The organism is Streptococcus thoraltensis DSM 12221, assembly GCF_000380145.1.
GTDB classification, from domain to species: Bacteria; Bacillota; Bacilli; order Lactobacillales; family Streptococcaceae; genus Streptococcus; species Streptococcus thoraltensis.
The window spans coordinates 41364-57694 of record NZ_KB904598.1 but is presented as its reverse complement, the minus strand read 5'-3'; the positions used below and the strand labels follow the sequence as shown (position 1 = coordinate 57694).

Sequence of the window (16331 nt, the reverse complement as noted above, 5' to 3'; positions counted from 1 at the left end):
ATAACTAAGGGTTATTTTTGTACTCTTTTAGAGACCGCATAGTCTTTTGAATTAAGTGTGATAGATGGTCACTTTCGACTTGCCCTACTCATATTCTTCGAAAATCCAAAGCAGACGTTGTTGACTTGATTTGATGAAGACAGTTCTATCTGCTATCTGTGTCGCCTAGTCTATTTTTGATTTTCATTGAGTATCAAGCACTGTCCGTGTCTTTTCTGTTCCTTGTCTGAAAGTTAATTCATTTGACTATATTAACAAGTTTCAAGTTCAGTATCTTACATCTGTCGTGCAAGGCGCACTAGTGGTTGCATAGTTTCATCAAGAAATGACAGATAATTCTTATTTTTGTAAACTTTTATTAGAAAGGATGATGCTATGGATAGAGATGCACATCTTTATACCTTTGGTATAGGAGAAGATTATCATCTGCAAGATTTTTTAGGGGCGCATGAGGCAGTTTCTCATGGTCAAGAGGGGTACCAATTTAGAGTTTGGGCACCAAATGCTGAAAATATTCAGATTATTGGCGATTTTACAGGCTGGTATGATTTTCCGCTACAGCTACAGAGACACGAATCAGGAGTTTGGGAAGGCTTTAGCCCTTATGCTAAAGAAGGACAAATCTATAAGTGTTTGGTGCAACGCCGAGGCGGACAGCTGATTGAAAAGATTGATCCTTTTGCTCGCTATTTAGAGCAACGTCCAAGTACCGGAGCAATTCTTCAAAAAACAAGCTCTAAAAAATGGAAAGACAGTCTGTGGTTGGGACGACGCAAACGTTTTGGTTTTAAATCCCGTCCAGTTAATATCTATGAAGTCCATGCTGGCTCTTGGAAAACGGATGAATCAGGAAATCGTTACACTTTTAAACGCTTAAAGGATGAATTAATTCCCTATCTTGTAGAGATGCACTACACCCATGTTGAGTTCTTACCCCTAATGGCTCATCCATTGGGTGAGAGCTGGGGTTATCAGTTAATGGGGTATTTTGCTTTTGAACATACCTATGGTACTCCAGAAGAATTTCAAGACTTTGTTGAAGCATGCCACTTGAACAATATCGGTGTTATCGTCGATTGGGTACCAGGGCACTTTACGCAAAATGATGATGCACTCGCTTATTTTGATGGTAGTCCAACTTTTGAGTATGAGGAGCATCATAGAGCGCATAATTATGGCTGGGGAGCTTTGAATTTTGATTTAGGAAAAAATCAAGTACAGTCCTTCTTGATTTCCTCGATTCTCTACTGGATTGAACACTTCCATGTTGATGGTATCCGTGTTGATGCTGTGACCAATATGCTCTATCGTGATTTTGATGAAGGCCCATGGACACCTAACATTTACGGAGATAATCGCAATCTTGAAGGGATTAACTTTTTGCAAAAAATGACAAAGATTGTGAAAAGCTATCATCCAGGAGTGATGTTGATTGCTGAAGAGTCTTCCTCACAAGTTCCTATCACCAAACCAGTTGAAGAAGGTGGTTTGGGATTTGACTACAAATGGAATATGGGATGGATGAATGACATTCTTAGATTTTACGAAGAAGATCCTATTTATCGGAAAAATGATTTTAACCTAGTCACCTTTAGTTTTATGTATTGTTTTAAGGAAAATTATATCCTGCCATTCTCGCATGATGAGGTAGTGCATGGTAAGAAAAGTATGATGCATAAGATGTGGGGAGATCGCTACAATCAATTTGCAGGACTTCGTAACCTCTATGCCTATCAGATATTCCATCCTGGCAAGAAGTTACTTTTCATGGGTTCAGAATTTGGCCAATTCTTAGAATGGAAGTCACATGAACAACTAGAATGGCAAAATATCGAAGATCCTCTGAATCAAAAAATGCAATTTTTTACCAGTCAACTAAATCGTTTTTATAAAGAACACCGGGCCCTGTGGCAGATTGATGATTCCTACGATGGCATAGATATTATTGATGCAGACAACAAGGATGAAACAGTCCTCACTTTTGCTCGACAAACAAACAAAGGTGAGCTTCTTCTAGGTATTTTCAATATGACGCCAGTTGAAAGACGAGATTACACAGTAGGAGTTCCTGTTGCAGGTGTTTATGAGGAAGTGCTTAACACCGAACTTGAGATTTATGGCGGAACATGGACTAGGGGAAATTCACCACAAAAAACAGTGAAAACGAAGTGGAAAGATTATGATCAGACGATAAGTCTCACACTCCCAGCACTTGGAGCAAGTATTTGGAAGGTCAAAAGACGCATAAAATAGTCTAGAGCATTCTCAGGACAATCATCGAACTCACACCGAGCAATAGCTGCCAATTGTTTAAGATAAAAAGAAGGAAAATTTATGAAAAATGAAATGTTAGCTCTCATCTTAGCCGGAGGACAAGGAACGCGGCTAGGAAAATTGACACAAAGTATTGCTAAGCCAGCGGTTCAATTTGGTGGGCGTTATCGCATTATTGATTTTGCTTTATCAAACTGTACAAACTCAGGCATTCAAAAAGTTGGTATAATTACCCAGTATCAACCCTTAGGATTGAACCAGCATATTGGAAATGGTTCATCATGGGGGTTAGATGGCATCGATGCTGGTGCAACCATTCTACAACCCTATTCGGCGACAGAAGGCAACCGTTGGTTTCAAGGAACTAGCCATGCCATCTACCAAAACATTGAGTATATTGATAGTATCAATCCCGAATACGTTTTGATCTTATCTGGTGACCACATCTATAAGATGGATTATGATGACATGCTTCAGACCCATAAGGATAATATGGCGAGCTTGACAGTAGCTGTTATTGATGTTCCCCTAAAAGAAGCCAGTCGTTTTGGTATTATGAATACCGATTCGAATGACCGCATCGTTGAATTTGAAGAAAAACCAGAACATCCAAAATCAACAAAAGCATCAATGGGAATCTACATCTTCAACTGGGCAGCTCTTCGTGAAATGTTGGTCAATGGAGAGAAAAATGGCGTTGATATGTCAGACTTTGGTCAAAATGTCATCCCAGCCTATCTTGAATCAGGCGAGCGTGTTTATACTTATAACTTCAAGGGATATTGGAAAGATGTTGGAACAATTGAATCCCTTTGGGAAGCCAACATGGAGTATATTCCAGTCGATAACGAACTCGATAGCCGTGATCGTTCGTGGAAAATCTATTCCAAAAATGAAATTGCACCACCTAACTTTATTTCCGAAAAAGCAGAAGTCAAGGATTCATTAGTTGTTGATGGCTGCTTTGTTGACGGAAAAGTATCACATTCTATTTTATCAACCAATGTGCAGGTTCGAGAAGGTGCAAATGTCCAAGACAGTTTTATCATGAGTGGTGTTAAAATCGGCAAAGGAGCTGTTATCAAGCGTGCTATCATTGGTGAGGGGGCAACTATCGGAGATGACGTTGTCATTGATGGAACAGACCAGGTGCAAGTAGTAGGATACAATGAAGTAGTGGGGGTACCAAATGAAGATTGATAAATACACAGCCATTTTAGGCAATGCGGTTGGCTATCATGATATGGAAAGTTTGACAGATAATCGCCCTCTAGCCAATCTTCCGTTTGATGGAAAATATCGTTTGATTGACTTTCAGTTATCTAGCCTTGCGAATGCAGGTATTCGTAGCGTTTATGGGATTTTTCGTGGACAAAATATTCGGTCAGTCTTCGACCATATACGAAGTGGTCGTGAGTGGGGGTTAAATACTCTTTTAAGCCATTATTTCTTAGGATTTTACAATACAGATCAAGAAACAACTATCACAGATAAAGACTATTACAGTCAAATCCTCACTTACTTAAAACGTTCAGGATCAGATCAGACGGTGTACATGTCTTGTGACATTCTATGTAATATTAACTTGGAGCAGGTTATTCATCTGCACAATGCTAATAAGCGCAATATCACAGTTGTTTATAAAAAATTACCAAAAGCCCTCTTTTCACCAGCCAATGAGGTGCTCGAGATTGATGAAAAAGATAATGTCATCGGAAAACGGAAGATTGAAGATGCAGCAGAACCAGTATCAATGTCTGCCGATATTTATGTGGTGAATACCCCTTGGTTGATTGAAAAATTAGAAGAAGAGGCACAAAAAGAAGAACCGCGCAAGATTCGTTATTTACTTCGTGAATTAATTGTTACAGAGCATGCGCTAGCCTTTGAATATACAGGATATTTAGCTAACATTGCTTCAGTCAAGTCATATTATGATGCCAACATGGATATGTTGGATCCTCAAAAATTCTACTCCCTTCTTTATTCAAATCAAAAAGTATATACCAAGGTTAAGAATGAAGAATCTACTTATTTTGACCAATCATCTGAAATCAATAATTCTCAGTTTGCTTCGGGTTCAGAAATCTATGGACAGGTCAATCATTCTATTGTTTCAAGATCTTGCCACATCGCCAAAGGTAGCCATGTAGACCACACCTTGATTTTCCCTAAAGTGACCATTGAAGAAGGTGCTGTTGTTGAGTATGCGATTATTGATAAAAATGTTACCGTTCCAGCTGGAGTAACGCTTAGAGGGACAGCCGAAAAACCATTGGTTATTGGGAAAGGACAAGTTATCACAGGAGATATAATTCAATGAAACTCTTATTTGTAGCAGCAGAAGGTGCTCCGTTTTCTAAAACAGGAGGTTTGGGAGACGTGATTGGAGCCCTTCCCAAGTCTCTTGTCAAACACGGTCACGAAGTTGCTGTTGTTTTGCCATATTATGATAGCGTTGATGATAAATTTGGAGATCAAGTAGAAGACTGCTTTAACTTTACCGTCAATGTCGGATGGCGCCGCCAATACGCTGGGGTAAAGTACATTCAGCGTTATGGTGTTCATTTCTTCTTTATAGACAATCAAGATTATTTCTTTAGAGGCGCTGTTTATGGCTATTGGGATGATGGTGAACGCTTTGCCTTTTTCCAATTAGCCGCTCTGGAATTAATGGAAAAAATTGATTTCATTCCAGATATTCTTCATGTTCACGATTACCATACGGCGATGATGCCATTTCTTTTAAAAGAAAAATATCACTGGATTCAAGCATACCAAACTATCAAAACAGTCTTTACCATTCATAATATTGAATTTCAAGGTCAGTTTGGACCAGAAATGCTAGGTGATTTGTTTGGTGTAGGAAATGAACGTTACGAAGACGGTACCTTACGCTGGAATAATTGTCTAAACTGGATGAAGGTGGCAGTTCTGTATGCTGACCGAGTTAGCACAGTGTCGCCATCATACGCTGAAGAGATTAAGACACCATCTTTTGGCAAAGGCTTAGACCAAGTCATGAGGATGGAATCGGGGAAATTGTCAGGTATTGTAAATGGTATTGATGCTGACTTATTAAATCCTGAAACAGACCCACTTATTCCTTACCATTTTTCTAAAGATGACTTAAGTGGCAAGGCTCAAAATAAGGCTGCATTACAAGAACGCTTAGGACTTCCCGTCAGAGCGGATGTGCCACTTATCGGTATTGTTTCTCGATTAACAGATCAAAAAGGTTTTGATTTAGTTGTTAATGAATTAGAACATATTTTGCAACATGATTTACAACTCGTTCTTTTGGGAACAGGCTATGCAGCTTATGAAAATGCCTTTTCTTGGTTTGCAAGTCAGTACCCAGATAAGTTATCTGCCAATATCATGTTTGATCTAGGGCTCGCCCAAGAAATTTATGCCGCGTCAGATCTTTTCCTCATGCCATCAGCCTTTGAGCCTTGTGGTTTATCACAAATGATGGCTATGCGGTATGGCTCTTTGCCAATTGTTAGTCAGGTTGGTGGTTTGAAGGATACGGTCGAATCCTACAATGAATTCACCGGTCAAGGTACAGGTTTTGGCTTTGGTGAGTTTACAGGGTATTGGTTAACCAAAACTATAGAAAGAGCCTTGCAGGTCTATCGTCACGATAAAAGAGCTTGGCAAGGTATACAGCAAGAAGCGATGTCTCGAGATTTTTCATGGGACACAGCCAGTCTAGCCTATGAGGCACTATATCACCAGCTTTAAAATACGCAAAAGGAAGTTAGGAGAGTCTGACTTTCTTTTACGTATGAGATAGTAAGTATTTAAATAAGAAGAAAACTTGTTTTATAGGTCAGACAAAGGTCAAAGTTGGTTTAAGAATCCTATGAGGAAGCGCTAACAAGACGGATTTTCATTGACATCACTATAAAATAGGACTAAAATAACAGGGTAAAAAATTTTAAAGGAGAATTCTACTATGAATTTACAAATCTTGGCACTTGGTCTCGCAGTTATGGGAGTAAGTATCGGTGAGGGTATCCTCGTTGCTAACATTGCAAAATCTGCAGCACGTCAGCCAGAAATGTTTAGCAAATTGCAAACATTAATGTTTACAGGTATTGCCTTTATCGAGGGTACTTTCTTCGTTCTTTTTGCTTTCACATACATCGTTGGAAAATAACAATATAAGTATCAGTGAAATTGATTAGAAGAAGGAGGGACCAAATTGGGAGAATCAACTAATCCGACAGCAAGTTTTTTAGGACTTGACTTCGATTTAACTATTCTTGCGATGTGTCTCTTAACTGTTCTCATAATCTTTCTTAGTGTCTTTTGGGCAAGTCGTAGCATGACATTAAAACCAAAAGGTAAGCAAAATGTTTTAGAGTGGACATATGAATTTGTTCAGGATTTAATCCGACCAAATGTTGGAAAGTATACCTCAAATTATACTTTGTTTGCATTTGCCCTATTCTTGTTCATTTTAATCGCTAATAATATCGGTTTAGTGACAAAACTGAATGCTGGTGATTATAATTTCTGGACATCACCAACATCAAATATTGTTGTTGACTTTAGCTTATCCTTAATCGTTGCTACAATTGTCCATGTTGAAGGTGTTAGAAAAAATGGTTTTAAAGGGTACTTAAAAGGGTATTTAGCGCCAACGCCTGCAATGTTGCCAATGAACATCTTAGAGGAGTTGACCAATGTTGCGTCACTTGCTCTTCGTTTGTATGGTAATATCTTTTCAGGTGAAGTGGTCTTATCACTCTTGGTGACCTTTGCAAACTTAAGCATTTTTACAGCACCAATTGCTTTTTTATTAAATCTTGCCTGGACAGCATTTTCAATCTTTATTTCTGCTATTCAAGCCTATGTTTTTGTCTTATTAGCATCAACATATATTGGTAAAAAAGTAGTAACAACAGAAGAATAAGAAAGGAAGCATGACGATGTCTACATTTATTAATAGTACTAGTCTTGGTAATTTTATTATCGTGACAGGGTCATTTGTACTCTTGCTTGTTCTGTTGAAACTATTTGCATGGGAACAATTGACAAGTATTTTTGATGCTCGTGAGAAGAAAATTGCTGATGATATTGATAGTGCAGAAGTGGCACGTGAGCAAGCTGAGAAATTAGCACAACAACGTCAAGAAGAATTGGCAGGAGCTCGTACAGAAGCATCTGAAATCATCGAATCAGCAAAAGAGACTGGTAAAAAACAAGAAACGCAAATCGTTGCAGAAGCTCGTGAAACAGCAGGACGTCTTAAAGATAAAGCAGAGGCTGATATTGCTCAAAGCAAAGCAGAAGCATTTGCTGGAGTTAAAGACGATGTGGCTGACTTAACAGTTTTATTGGCTGAGAAAATCATGACTAAAGAACTTGATAAAGCAGCACAAAGCAAACTGATTGACAACTACCTTGATCAATTAGGAGATGCGTAATGGATAAAAAAACATTAACTTTAGTTGAGAATTACTCAAAAAGCTTAGTTGATGTTGCGGTAGAACATAATCTTATTCATGAAATTAGAGAAGATTTGACAGCTCTTTTAAAGATTTTTCAATCAACTGACTTGGCTAGTTCGCTCTCTCATGAAGGCATTAGCCAAAGTGAAAAAGCAGCTCTCGTTAGTCAACTTCAAGAAGGCAGTCACATTTTTGTTAATAACTTTTTAGAAGTGATTAAACAAAATGAGCGTGAGGCATTTTTAGAAGCAATTTTGTCTTCAGCTATGGAAAAACTATCAGTGGCCTCTAATGAATTTTCATTGGAAATTCAGGTTGCTGATTCCCTTTCAGATGAACAAAAAAATCGATTGAAAGCAGTAGCTGAAAGAAAATTTGCCATTTCAGTTGGTCAAGTAAAGGAAGTTATCAATCCAGAGTTGATTGGTGGCTTTATTTTGAAAGCGAATAACAAGATTATTGATACAAGTATCAAATCGCAACTTCAGCAATTAAAAATGAATTTGAAATAGAAAGTGGTGTGACATTTGGCAATTAATGCACAAGAAATTAGCGCTTTAATTAAAAAGCAAATTGAAAACTTCCAGCCAAATTTTGACGTCACAGAAACTGGTAGCGTTACTTATGTTGGTGACGGTATCGCACGTGCTCGTGGATTGGATAATGCCATGAGTGGTGAACTTCTCGAATTTTCTAACGGTGCTTTCGGTATGGCTCAAAACCTAGAGTCAAACGACATCGGTATCATCGTCCTCGGTGATTTCAGCACAATTCGTGAAGGTGATGTGGTTAAACGTACAGGAAAAATCATGGAAGTTCCTGTTGGTGAAGAATTGATTGGTCGTGTTGTTAATCCTCTAGGAATCCCAGTAGATGGGCTTGGGGATATAAAGACAAGCAAAACGCGTCCAGTAGAAGCAGCAGCACCTGGTGTTATGGATCGTAAATCGGTTTCTGAACCTCTCCAAACAGGTCTTAAAGCCATTGATGCTCTTGTTCCAATTGGACGTGGACAACGTGAACTGATTATCGGTGACCGTCAAACAGGTAAGACATCTGTTGCTATCGATGCTATCTTGAACCAAAAAGGTCAAGACATGATTTGTATCTATGTAGCTATCGGTCAAAAAGAATCAACTGTTCGGACACAAGTAGAAACACTTCGTCGTTATGGTGCGCTTGATTACACAATCGTTGTAACAGCTTCTGCATCACAACCATCTCCATTGCTCTACATTGCTCCTTATGCGGGCGTTGCAATGGGTGAAGAGTTTATGTACAATGCCAAACACGTTCTTATTGTTTATGATGATTTGTCAAAACAAGCCGTAGCTTACCGTGAACTTTCCCTTCTTCTTCGTCGTCCTCCAGGACGTGAGGCATACCCAGGGGATGTTTTCTACCTTCACTCACGTCTTCTTGAACGTTCGGCTAAGGTTTCAGATGCTTTAGGTGGTGGGTCAATTACCGCTCTTCCATTTATCGAAACACAAGCTGGAGATATTTCAGCCTACATCGCGACAAATGTTATCTCAATCACTGATGGACAAATCTTCTTGCAAGAAGACCTCTTTAACTCAGGTATCCGTCCAGCCATCGATGCTGGTTCATCAGTGTCACGTGTTGGTGGTTCTGCTCAGATTAAGGCGATGAAAAAGGTTGCAGGTACCCTACGTTTGGACTTAGCATCTTATCGTGAGCTTGAAGCCTTTACACAATTTGGATCTGATTTGGATGCGGCTACTCAGGCTAAATTGAACCGTGGACGTCGTACGGTTGAAGTCTTGAAACAGCCACTCCACAAACCACTTCCTGTTGAAAAACAAGTCTTGATTCTTTACGCATTGACACATGGTTTCTTGGATAATGTTCCAGTTGAAGATATCTTACGATTTGAAGAGTCTCTATATTCATACTTTGACGCTCATCATGGAGAAATCTTTGAAACGATTCGAAATACTAAGGATCTACCTGAAGAATCAGTGCTAGATGCTGCTATTCAAGAGTTTAAAGATCAATCACAATTTAACTAAGAGGAGGAAGCATTATGGCAGGTTCTCTTAGCGAAATCAAAGGGAAAATAGCTTCTACTAAAAAGACCAGTCAAATTACAGGAGCCATGCAAATGGTTTCTGCTGCAAAGTTGACGAAGTCTGAACAAGCAGCTAAAGATTTCCAAGTTTATGCTAGTAAGGTTCGTCAAATCACAACTGATTTGATGAAGGCTGAATTATTATCAGGTTCGTCAAATCCAATGTTGATTTCTCGTCCTGTTAAAAAAACAGGCTATATTGTGATTACATCTGATAAAGGATTAGTAGGTGGTTACAATTCTACTATCTTGAAATCGATGATGGATACTATCGGTGAGTACCATCCAGATGGAAATGATTTTGAAATCATTGCTATCGGTGGGATGGGAGCAGACTTTTTTAAAGCCCGTGGTATTGATGTTGCCTTTGAACTACGTGGTTTAGAAGACCAACCAAGTTTTGAAGAAGTAGCTCGTATTATTTCAAAATCTGTTGAAATGTATAAAAATGAGCTTTTTGACGAACTTTATGTCTGCTATAATCACCATGTTAACAGTTTGACTAGCCAAGTACGTATGCAACAAATGTTGCCAATTACTGAATTAGATGCGAACGAAGCCAGTGAAGGTGGAGCATCATTTGAGTTGGAACCAAATCGTGAAGCTATTTTGGATCAACTATTGCCTCAGTACACTGAAAGTTTAATTTACGGGGCTATTGTTGATGCTAAAACAGCAGAACATGCAGCAGGTATGAGTGCTATGCAAACAGCGACTGATAATGCCAAAAATGTTATTAATGATTTAACAATCCAATATAATCGTGCTCGTCAGGCAGAAATCACACAAGAAATTACAGAAATTGTAGCGGGTGCTAGCGCCCTTGAGTAGTGATTGTAATCACGTGACTCAAAATATAGAACGACATTCGTTTCAATGATGTCGCTCTACGTAGGAGTAATCCTAAAAATCTAAAAAGGAGAAATACATGAGCTCAGGCAAAATTGCTCAGGTTATCGGTCCAGTTGTTGACGTTGCATTTAACACTAATGAACCTCTACCTGAGATAAATAATGCACTTGTTGTTTATAAAGACAATGAGAAAAAACAAAAAATCGTTCTGGAAGTAGCTCTTGAACTCGGTGAAGGTCTCGTTCGTACTATTGCCATGGAATCAACCGATGGTTTAACACGTGGCTTGGAAGTTCTTGATACTGGTCGTGCGATTAGTGTACCAGTTGGTAAAGAAACGCTTGGACGTGTCTTCAACGTGCTTGGTGATGCTATCGACCTTGAAGAACCATTTGCAGAAGATGCAGAACGTCATCCAATTCATAAGAGTGCCCCAACTTTTGATGAATTATCAACATCAACAGAAATCCTTGAGACAGGGATTAAAGTTATCGACCTTCTTGCCCCTTACTTAAAAGGTGGTAAAGTTGGGCTTTTCGGAGGTGCCGGAGTTGGTAAGACCGTTCTTATCCAAGAGTTGATTCATAACATTGCCCAAGAGCATGGTGGTATTTCAGTATTTACCGGTGTTGGTGAGCGTACACGTGAAGGTAATGACCTTTACTGGGAGATGAAAGAATCAGGCGTTATCGAAAAAACAGCCATGGTATTTGGGCAGATGAATGAACCACCTGGAGCGCGTATGCGTGTTGCACTTACTGGTTTGACCATCGCCGAATATTTCCGTGATGTTGAAGGTCAGGACGTTCTTCTCTTTATTGATAATATTTTCCGTTTCACTCAAGCGGGTTCTGAAGTTTCAGCTCTTCTTGGACGGATGCCATCAGCCGTTGGTTATCAACCAACCTTGGCAACTGAAATGGGTCAATTACAAGAACGTATTACTTCAACTAAAAAGGGTTCTGTTACGTCAATCCAAGCTATCTATGTGCCAGCCGATGACTATACTGACCCAGCTCCAGCGACAGCTTTCGCTCACTTGGATTCAACAACCAACTTGGAACGTAAGTTGACACAAATGGGTATTTACCCAGCCGTTGATCCTCTTGCATCAAGTTCGCGCGCCCTTTCTCCAGAGATTGTTGGTGAAGAGCATTACGCTGTAGCAACTGAAGTTCAACGTGTTCTACAACGTTACCGTGAGTTACAAGACATTATTGCTATTCTAGGTATGGATGAATTGTCAGAAGATGAAAAGACTCTTGTCGGTCGTGCTCGTCGTATTCAATTCTTCCTTTCACAAAACTTTAACGTTGCTGAGCAATTTACCGGTCTTCCAGGTTCGTATGTTCCAGTTGCCGAAACTGTTCGAGGCTTTAAGGAAATTCTTGAAGGTAAATATGATAACCTTCCAGAAGATGCTTTCCGCTCAGTAGGTCCAATTGAGGATGTTATCGAAAAAGCTAAAAAGATGGGTTACTAATGAGGTGATCACATGGCAGAAATGACAGTTCAAGTAGTCACACCTGATGGTATTAAATATGCTCATCGAGCTAGCATGGTTGTTGTTGGGACACCAGATGGCGAGATGGGGATTTTACCTGATCACGTTAATATCATTTCCCCCTTAACTGTTCATGAAATGAAAGTTTATCGTGTGGACCAAGAGCAAACGATTAATTGGGTGGCTGTTAATGGTGGCATTATCGAAGTAAAAAATAATCAGATTACGATTATAGCCAATTCGGCTGAACGAAAACGTGAGATTGATTTAGATCGTGCCAAGCGCGCTAAAGTCCGTGCCGAGCGTGAACTGGAAGAAGCGCAAGCAAAACCACACAGCGCAGACCAAGTCCGTCGTGCACAAGTTGCCTTGGAGCGTGCCATTAACCGTATTAACGTTGGGAATAAATAAAAAGGTCCATTGGGTCTTTGAGGTTGAAGAAACAGTCTATTTTGGACAATTTCTTCAATCTTTTTTCTTTCTGGTCAAAAGCAAAAAACTCCCGAAAATGTTGAAATCACAGTCTTGTTAATAGTTTGACTATCATCTGTCTCTGCAAAATTTTCAAAATTATCAAAGTTTCAAGGGTTTGGGTATACTTTGAAAGTTCCATTGAATCTTTTTATGTGTCTCATAAAATCTGAAAAGATTTGTCAGTCTAGTCGGAAAATAAACTTCAATAGCGTTTCTCTTCTCCTCCAAAAGACAGATACCTAGTCTTATTTTTGGGAACAAGATTTCCTTGTATCTTTTTTTAATGGCAATGAAGTGAATAGGTGTCTTATAGTCAAACGAATTACCTTTCAGAACAAGGAACTAAGATGTGCAAAGTTCTTCTTAGTACTCAATGAAAATCAAAAGTAGACTAGGCGACATAGATAGCAGATAGAACTGTCTTCATCAAATCAAGTAACGCCTACTTTGGATTTTCGAAGAGTATGAGTAGGGCAAGTTGAAAGTGATGGTGTATCAAAGTTAATTCAAAAGGCTATATTGTTTAATTGACAAGGATTGCTATTGGATTTTCTTTGAGAATGTTGGTAAAGATTTTCTTTTTTGGTAATTTATAAAAAACTGGTATAATAGTCTTATGCAAGTTGTAATGGAGTCTCTGGCTTTGTTGAGCCATATGGTGTTTATAGGTATTTTTTTCCGTCTTTTAACGCATCTAGTTGATTGGTCAAAAATTCTAAAAATTAATCAAGATAATTTGGGGCAAGTCAGGCTTTTAGTCGTCTTGTTGAGTTTGGTTTTAGGTTATTTAGCCAGCCGATTTGTTCTTGAAATAATTACCTTAAGTCAAGCTTTTGCAACTATTTTAAATTAGATTTTGGTATTGAATGATTATGAACAATACTTTGGAGTAAACATGGATAAAATTATTATCGAAGGTGGTCAAACCCGTCTTCAAGGTGAAGTGACAATTGAGGGAGCTAAAAATGCTGTCCTTCCACTTTTGGCTGCAACAATCTTACCAACTGAAGGAATAACAACTTTAACAAATGTTCCCATTCTTTCAGATGTGTTCACAATGAACAATGTTGTTAGAGGTTTGGATGTTGCAGTGGATTTTGATGAGGAAAAAAACACTGTCGTCGTTGATGCTCAAGGTGATATTTTGGACGAAGCACCTTATGAATACGTTAGTCAAATGCGTGCATCAATCGTTGTTTTGGGACCGATTCTCGCTCGTAGTGGACATGCTAAAGTGTCTATGCCCGGTGGTTGTACGATTGGTAGTCGTCCAATTGACCTTCATTTAAAAGGCCTTGAAGCCATGGGGGCTAAAATCACTCAGACAGCTGGTGATATTACGGCGACTGGTAAACTTCATGGAGCCCGCATTTACATGGATTTCCCTTCAGTTGGAGCTACTCAAAATTTGATGATGGCTGCTACACTAGCTGAAGGTACAACCGTAATTGAGAATGCTGCCCGTGAACCTGAAATTGTTGACTTGGCTCTTCTTCTGGATAAAATGGGCGCTCACATTAAAGGGGCTGGTACTGAAGTTTTAACCATCAAAGGAGTTGAGAAGCTACATGGTGCAGAACATCAGGTGGTTCAGGATCGCATTGAAGCTGGTACTTTTATGGTTGCTGCAGCGATGACTTCTGGAGATGTTTTAGTTAAAGATGCTGTTTGGGAGCATAACCGTCCGCTTTTAGCAAAATTGATGGAGATGGGTGTCGAAGTAACTGAAGAAGCAGCCGGTATTCGTGTTAAATCAGATGTTTCTAAATTGAAACCAGTGACGGTTAAAACATTGCCACATCCAGGTTTCCCTACAGATATGCAGGCTCAGTTCACTGCTCTTATGGCAACTGTTAAGGGTGAGTCTACAATGATTGAGACGGTTTTTGAGAATCGTTTCCAGCACTTAGAAGAAATGCGTCGTATGGGACTTCATTCTGAAATTCTTCGAGACACAGCCTTGATTCATGGTGGACAAGAACTTCAAGGAGCACCTGTCATGTCAACTGACCTTCGTGCTAGTGCAGCCCTTATTTTGACAGGGATGATTGCTGATGGGACAACAACTGTTGGGAAATTAAGTCATCTGGACCGTGGTTATTATCAATTCCACACTAAATTGGCTAACTTAGGTGCTAATATTCGTCGTATTTCAGAGGATTAAGATGAAACAACGTATTTTATATGTTTTGAGACAGTATTTATTTATCATTGTCGTTGTAGCCTTATGCTTACTATTCTTAGCGCTGGGGTTGGTCATTGGTTACGGTGTTATTGGTGATGGTAAGGATGCCTTCTCAATTCTCTCACTGGATAAATGGCAAGAATTGATTGCCAAATTTAAGATAAAGTAGGCTTGTCCTACTTTTTTCATGAAATGGAGTCGTATGGCTAAACCTTATTGTTCAAAAAAATCGTCTAAATCAGTCATTTCTATTCTGGCTGTAATTGTCACCTTAGTTTTAGCACTTGTTGCGGGAAATGATAAACTCCCTGACAATAATCCTTTGAAACAGTTGGCGCAAGTTGTCACGAATTCGTCACATCAGGAGAAGGCACGCTCTAATGGATCAAGTACAAGTGAGTTTACACCAAGTCAAGAACTGGCACAATCAGTTTTGACTGCCTCTGTCAAAAGGTCATTGGGTTCCAATATCAAGTGGAATGGGGCTGGTGCTTTTATTATTAATGATAATAAAACAAATCTGGATGCCAGTGTATCTAGTGTGCCCTATGTTGATAATAAGGTAAAGCGAGTTCAAGGCGAGGTTGTGCCAACAGTAGCCAATGCTATGCTTTCCAAACACAGCCGTCAGTATCGCGACCGTGAGTCAACAGGAAATGGTTCGACCTCGTGGACACCAGCTGGTTGGCATCAGGTTCATGATTTGCCTGGTGGATATGATCATGCTATTGATAGAGGTCATTTGATTGGTTATGCGCTCGCGGGAAATATTGATGGCTTTGACCCTTCAGCAAGTAACCCTAAAAACATTGCCGTTCAAACAGCTTGGTCAAATCAAGCTAGAAATAGTCGTTCGACTGGTCAAAATTATTATGAGACACAAATTCGTCGTGCTCTTGATAATAATAAACGCGTTCGTTACCGTGTAACCCTTGTTTACGATGGCGATAATATTTTGGCATCAGGGTCACATCTTGAGGCAAAATCTAGTGATGGTAGTTTAGAATTTAATGTTTTTGTACCCAATGTTCAATCGGGTATTACCCTTAACTATGCTAATGGTCAAGTGACTGTTAATAACTAAGGCATTATCACTTTCAAATGATATTTAGTGATTGATTCAGAGACTGGTACTTGTTTAAGCGCCAGTTTTTTGATACACTGTTAGTAATTGAATACGTGTCTGTGAGACTAGTAATCTTAGGAAACTTGCCAGGGAATGAAGAGCACGACTGGAACTCTTCTAAAGTGAAATAGGACGAATTCACTCATATTAAGGACAATAGAATTAAGGTCTACCAAGGTAGATAAAAATCGGATGGTACCGCGTGTCAACGCTCCGTTAAGGGAGTTTTGGCACGTTTTTTGTATTGGAAGATTGCCTTAAGTAAGGATTCATTTAACCACTTAATTACTGATGAAAGGAAGATTTGGTTACAGTCATTGAGTGACTGCAATTGAACAAGAGCTCAAAAGGTGAGGGTGAAG

Annotated in this window: 16 protein-coding genes; all 16 read left to right on the top strand. The window is 39.3% G+C overall.

All coding sequences use genetic code 11. The annotated features are described in order from the left end of the window. The first annotated feature begins 375 nt into the window (after positions 1-375). The 16 genes from glgB (at position 376) to A3IA_RS0105315 (ending at position 15927) form a co-directional block, all read left to right on the top strand. A complete protein-coding gene (gene glgB / locus A3IA_RS0105390) occupies positions 376-2253 on the top strand; it encodes a 1,4-alpha-glucan branching protein GlgB (RefSeq protein WP_018380301.1) in 1878 nt (625 codons plus the stop codon). Between the two features lie 81 nt (positions 2254-2334). After that, positions 2335-3474, top strand: a complete 1140-nt coding sequence (locus tag A3IA_RS0105385) for a glucose-1-phosphate adenylyltransferase (protein ID WP_018380300.1) — start codon at positions 2335-2337, stop codon at positions 3472-3474. Continuing rightward, complete coding sequence (gene glgD / locus A3IA_RS0105380; protein ID WP_018380299.1) at positions 3464-4597, top strand: glucose-1-phosphate adenylyltransferase subunit GlgD; 1134 nt, start codon at positions 3464-3466, stop codon at positions 4595-4597. The genes A3IA_RS0105385 and glgD overlap by 11 nt, the downstream gene beginning before the upstream one ends. Beyond that, positions 4594-6021 (top strand): glycogen synthase GlgA, encoded by a 1428-nt coding sequence (gene glgA, locus A3IA_RS0105375; RefSeq protein ID WP_018380298.1) that lies wholly within the window; start codon positions 4594-4596, stop codon positions 6019-6021. The genes glgD and glgA overlap by 4 nt, the downstream gene beginning before the upstream one ends. 214 nt (positions 6022-6235) lie before the next feature. Continuing rightward, complete coding sequence (locus tag A3IA_RS0105370) at positions 6236-6439, top strand: F0F1 ATP synthase subunit C (protein ID WP_018380297.1); 204 nt, start codon at positions 6236-6238, stop codon at positions 6437-6439. Between the two features lie 45 nt (positions 6440-6484). Then, positions 6485-7198, top strand: a complete 714-nt coding sequence (gene atpB, locus A3IA_RS0105365; RefSeq protein WP_018380296.1) for a F0F1 ATP synthase subunit A — start codon at positions 6485-6487, stop codon at positions 7196-7198. A gap of 16 nt (positions 7199-7214) precedes the next feature. Next, positions 7215-7712 (top strand): F0F1 ATP synthase subunit B, encoded by a 498-nt coding sequence (gene atpF, locus A3IA_RS0105360; protein ID WP_018380295.1) that lies wholly within the window; start codon positions 7215-7217, stop codon positions 7710-7712. Further along, on the top strand, positions 7712-8248 hold the full coding sequence (locus tag A3IA_RS0105355) for a F0F1 ATP synthase subunit delta (RefSeq protein WP_018380294.1): 537 nt from the start codon (positions 7712-7714) through the stop codon (positions 8246-8248). Before atpF ends, A3IA_RS0105355 begins: the two co-directional genes overlap by 1 nt. A 15-nt stretch (positions 8249-8263) precedes the next feature. Next, positions 8264-9769, top strand: coding sequence for a F0F1 ATP synthase subunit alpha (atpA, locus tag A3IA_RS0105350; RefSeq protein ID WP_018380293.1), 1506 nt, complete (start codon positions 8264-8266; stop codon positions 9767-9769). Between the two features lie 14 nt (positions 9770-9783). Next, entirely contained in the window at positions 9784-10659 is an 876-nt protein-coding gene (locus A3IA_RS0105345; RefSeq protein ID WP_018380292.1) for a F0F1 ATP synthase subunit gamma, read from the top strand. A 97-nt stretch (positions 10660-10756) separates the two neighbouring features. Continuing rightward, entirely contained in the window at positions 10757-12163 is a 1407-nt protein-coding gene (atpD, locus tag A3IA_RS0105340) for a F0F1 ATP synthase subunit beta (protein WP_018380291.1), read from the top strand. A 12-nt stretch (positions 12164-12175) separates the two neighbouring features. Beyond that, positions 12176-12595: a F0F1 ATP synthase subunit epsilon gene (locus tag A3IA_RS0105335; protein WP_018380290.1), complete on the top strand. Its 420-nt coding sequence runs from the start codon at positions 12176-12178 to the stop codon at positions 12593-12595. 679 nt (positions 12596-13274) lie between these two features. Beyond that, positions 13275-13511, top strand: coding sequence for a DUF1146 family protein (locus tag A3IA_RS0105330; protein ID WP_026217569.1), 237 nt, complete (start codon positions 13275-13277; stop codon positions 13509-13511). Positions 13512-13553: 42 nt separating this feature from the next. Further along, positions 13554-14822, top strand: a complete 1269-nt coding sequence (gene murA / locus A3IA_RS0105325; protein WP_018380288.1) for a UDP-N-acetylglucosamine 1-carboxyvinyltransferase — start codon at positions 13554-13556, stop codon at positions 14820-14822. A 1-nt stretch (position 14823) separates the two neighbouring features. Continuing rightward, the gene (locus A3IA_RS0105320) at positions 14824-15012 is read left to right on the top strand and encodes a DNA-directed RNA polymerase subunit beta (RefSeq protein WP_018380287.1); all 189 of its coding nucleotides are present in this window, start codon (positions 14824-14826) and stop codon (positions 15010-15012) included. A 33-nt stretch (positions 15013-15045) separates the two neighbouring features. Continuing rightward, a complete protein-coding gene (locus A3IA_RS0105315; protein WP_018380286.1) occupies positions 15046-15927 on the top strand; it encodes a DNA/RNA non-specific endonuclease in 882 nt (293 codons plus the stop codon). The last annotated feature ends 404 nt before the right edge of the window (positions 15928-16331 follow it).

Excerpts from the sequence above, each read along its gene's own strand:
- glgB (WP_018380301.1), top strand. The coding sequence starts at position 376 with ATGGATAGAGATGCACATCTTTATACCTTTGGTATAGGAGAAGATTAT.
- A3IA_RS0105385 (WP_018380300.1), top strand. The coding sequence starts at position 2,335 with ATGAAAAATGAAATGTTAGCTCTCATCTTAGCCGGAGGACAAGGAACG.
- glgD (WP_018380299.1), top strand. The coding sequence starts at position 3,464 with ATGAAGATTGATAAATACACAGCCATTTTAGGCAATGCGGTTGGCTAT.
- glgA (WP_018380298.1), top strand. The coding sequence starts at position 4,594 with ATGAAACTCTTATTTGTAGCAGCAGAAGGTGCTCCGTTTTCTAAAACA.
- A3IA_RS0105370 (WP_018380297.1), top strand. The coding sequence starts at position 6,236 with ATGAATTTACAAATCTTGGCACTTGGTCTCGCAGTTATGGGAGTAAGT.
- atpF (WP_018380295.1), top strand. The coding sequence starts at position 7,215 with ATGTCTACATTTATTAATAGTACTAGTCTTGGTAATTTTATTATCGTG.
- A3IA_RS0105355 (WP_018380294.1), top strand. The coding sequence starts at position 7,712 with ATGGATAAAAAAACATTAACTTTAGTTGAGAATTACTCAAAAAGCTTA.
- A3IA_RS0105345 (WP_018380292.1), top strand. The coding sequence starts at position 9,784 with ATGGCAGGTTCTCTTAGCGAAATCAAAGGGAAAATAGCTTCTACTAAA.
- atpD (WP_018380291.1), top strand. The coding sequence starts at position 10,757 with ATGAGCTCAGGCAAAATTGCTCAGGTTATCGGTCCAGTTGTTGACGTT.
- A3IA_RS0105335 (WP_018380290.1), top strand. The coding sequence starts at position 12,176 with ATGGCAGAAATGACAGTTCAAGTAGTCACACCTGATGGTATTAAATAT.
- A3IA_RS0105330 (WP_026217569.1), top strand. The coding sequence starts at position 13,275 with ATGCAAGTTGTAATGGAGTCTCTGGCTTTGTTGAGCCATATGGTGTTT.
- murA (WP_018380288.1), top strand. The coding sequence starts at position 13,554 with ATGGATAAAATTATTATCGAAGGTGGTCAAACCCGTCTTCAAGGTGAA.
- A3IA_RS0105320 (WP_018380287.1), top strand. The coding sequence starts at position 14,824 with ATGAAACAACGTATTTTATATGTTTTGAGACAGTATTTATTTATCATT.
- A3IA_RS0105315 (WP_018380286.1), top strand. The coding sequence starts at position 15,046 with ATGGCTAAACCTTATTGTTCAAAAAAATCGTCTAAATCAGTCATTTCT.